This window comes from Elstera litoralis (assembly GCF_000963705.1).
Lineage (GTDB): Bacteria > Pseudomonadota > Alphaproteobacteria > Elsterales > Elsteraceae > Elstera > Elstera litoralis.
Genome location: NZ_LAJY01000304.1, coordinates 1 through 2,366, shown reverse-complemented (window position 1 = coordinate 2,366; position 2,366 = coordinate 1). Strand labels below are relative to the sequence as shown.

The window sequence follows — 2,366 nt, the reverse complement described above, 5'->3', positions numbered from 1 at the left end:
ACGCTACGGCCTCTCCTATCTGCCCGCGCCGGTGCCGCTCCCCGTCGCGCCGATGCTGCGCGCGACGCTGGCGGCGTTTCGGGCGACGGGAACTATTCGTACACCATAAACCTAAATCCAGCCCTTCCGCTTGAAGTATAAATAGGGACCGAGGGCCGAGAGGACCATCAAACCAATCGCCATCGGGTAGCCGAAATCCCATTTCAACTCCGGTTGGATTTCAAAATTCATCCCGTAGATGCTGGCGATCAGCGTCGGCGGCAGGAAAGCCACCGAGGCGACGGTGAAAATCTTAATGATGGCATTTTGCTCGATATTGATGAGCCCTAGCGTGGCATCAAGTAAGAAATTCACCTTCTGCGACAGAAAAGCGGCATGATCGTGCAGCGATTTGATATCGCGGGTGAGCATCTTCACCGTATTGCGCGCCTCTTTGCTCAGCCAACTGCCGCCGATATTGCCCGCATAGGCGATGGCGCGGTTCAGCGTCATCAGGCTTTCCGAAATGCCCGATACCATTTGCCCGGAGCGCCCGATTTTCGAAAGGGCCTCTTCCAGCGCTGCCCCGGTGCGCCCGCGCGTATCCTTACTGTCGAACACCCGTTGCCCCGTGCGCTCCAAATCGGCGGAGATGCGCTCCAGCACGTCGGCGACCCGGTCCACCAGGGTTTCCAGCAGCCCGGTCCAGATCGTGTCCGATCCGGTCCATTGCGTCGGGTTGCGCTGCACGCGGTTGGCGAATTGGATGAAGGGCAGCGGATCGGCATAGCGCACGGTAACGAGCGCTTTCGGCGTGAGCACAAAGGTAACGGCATTGGTTTCCGGGCGGCCGCTATCGAATTTCGACATGATCGAAACGGTCATGAAGAGTGCGCCATCCTCCTCATAGAGTCGGCTGGAGACTTCGATTTCCTGCATCTCTTCGCGGCTGGGAAGCTCGATGCCGAGGCTGCGCTGAACCGCGTGGATTTCCGCCGTCGTCGGCTCCAACAAATCGTACCATAGGGCGGGCGGCAGTGTGGACGGCAGCTCACCTAAGGGCAGCCGCTGGGTGGCGGCATCGGCGGAGAGAAACAGGGTCAGCATGAGGCACCTCGCGGGGCAGCAAATCTTCGAGAGCGCTGCAAAAAGAAGCGGCAAGGGTGTGGGCGCAAAGTGCCTTTCTCGTGCCGCATTCGCAATTGAATAATGCCCAACAAAGTTGGATTCTACGCACGGCACGGTGGGAGCATATCAATGCGCGTTATGACGATGGTTCAGCAGGGTTTTCTTGTCACGCTGCTCGGGCTCGCAGGCCCCGCGCTCGGCCAATCGCCCGCCGGGACGCTGATGACCGACCCGCGCGAGATTGCAACCTGCCTCTGCCTCAATCAATCGGTGCAGAAGCGGGAAGGGGAGTTGGGGGCGGTGCGCGCGACCTATGAGGCGCTGCGCCAATCCATCGCCGATCAAACGACGGCGCTCAACACGAAGCGCCCGACGGTGAATGTGAACGACCCGACCTCGGTCGACGCATTTCGGGCGCAAATGGAAAAGCGTGATGATGACGAGGCCCGGTTGGAGCAAGAAGTGTTACCCGGCCTGCAAACGCAAACGGCGAACTATAATGCGCGCGTGGCCGACTATTCCCAGCGCTGCGGCGGGCGCTTTATGGACGAGCCGGTGTTGAAGGCGGTCCAGAAGACCCTCGTCTGCACGATCGAGCCGTAAGCGTGCTGCGATGGCCGGACAGAGTGAGGCTTTTCTGATCGAGATCATTCGCCAAGGCAGCTACGCCAAAGCGACGGCGGTCGATCCGCGCACGGGGCAGGAGGCCTCGATTGTCGGCCCGGCGGCGGCGGCGGACGCCATTCTTACCCGGCAAGCGTGCAATAAGCTGCAACGCTTGCTCGCAGCGGCGGTTCGACCGGGGCCGGGCGGGTTTTCGCTCTGAAAGGTGCCGGGAGATTTTCTCGGCAGACTTGAAGTTTATTAGAGAATTTGTCGGAGGCTAAAAATAAACGCGGCACCCAGGGTGCCGCGTTATCGCTGTTGCGCTGAGGTTTTCGGTTAGGCCGAAACTTTTTTTCCGGCGGCCCCGCGTAACATCGGCAAGTCCTGTCCGCCCAAGGCCGATCTGCTTGGCAAATTGCGAGCGTTGCTCGGCATAATTGGGGGCGACCATCGGGTAATCGGCGCTAAGGCCCCATTTCGCCCGATAGTCATCCGGCGTTAGATTATAGGCCGTGCGCAGGTGGCGCTTGAGCATTTTCAGCTTTTTGCCGTCTTCCAAACAAATGATATAGTCTGGAAATACCGAGCGCTTGATCGGAACGGCGGGTTTTTGCGGCTCGATGATTTCGACCGGCTTATCGACCGAAATATCC

4 protein-coding genes are annotated in these 2,366 nt (G+C 59.6%); 2 read left to right on the top strand and 2 right to left on the bottom strand.

Annotation, left to right across the window (positions count from 1 at the left end):
- Window positions 1-111: 111 nt before the first annotated feature.
- Entirely contained in the window at window positions 112-1,086 is a 975-nt protein-coding gene (locus VZ95_RS12235; protein ID WP_045776093.1) for a magnesium transporter CorA family protein, read from the bottom strand.
- Between the two features lie 150 nt (window positions 1,087-1,236).
- On the opposite strand from VZ95_RS12235, the gene VZ95_RS12230 reads away from it, so the two are divergent.
- A complete protein-coding gene (locus VZ95_RS12230; RefSeq protein WP_045776092.1) occupies window positions 1,237-1,710 on the top strand; it encodes a hypothetical protein in 474 nt (157 codons plus the stop codon).
- A gap of 10 nt (window positions 1,711-1,720) precedes the next feature.
- Window positions 1,721-1,933 carry a DUF6898 family protein gene (locus tag VZ95_RS12225; RefSeq protein ID WP_045776091.1) on the top strand — a complete coding sequence of 71 codons (213 nt, stop codon included), beginning with the start codon at window positions 1,721-1,723 and terminating at the stop codon, window positions 1,931-1,933.
- Between the two features lie 57 nt (window positions 1,934-1,990).
- Here the strand turns inward: VZ95_RS12225 and VZ95_RS12220 are convergent.
- Window positions 1,991-2,366, bottom strand: a 376-nt coding sequence (locus tag VZ95_RS12220) for a MucR family transcriptional regulator (RefSeq protein ID WP_198148268.1), incomplete at its 5' end; no start/stop codon positions are given.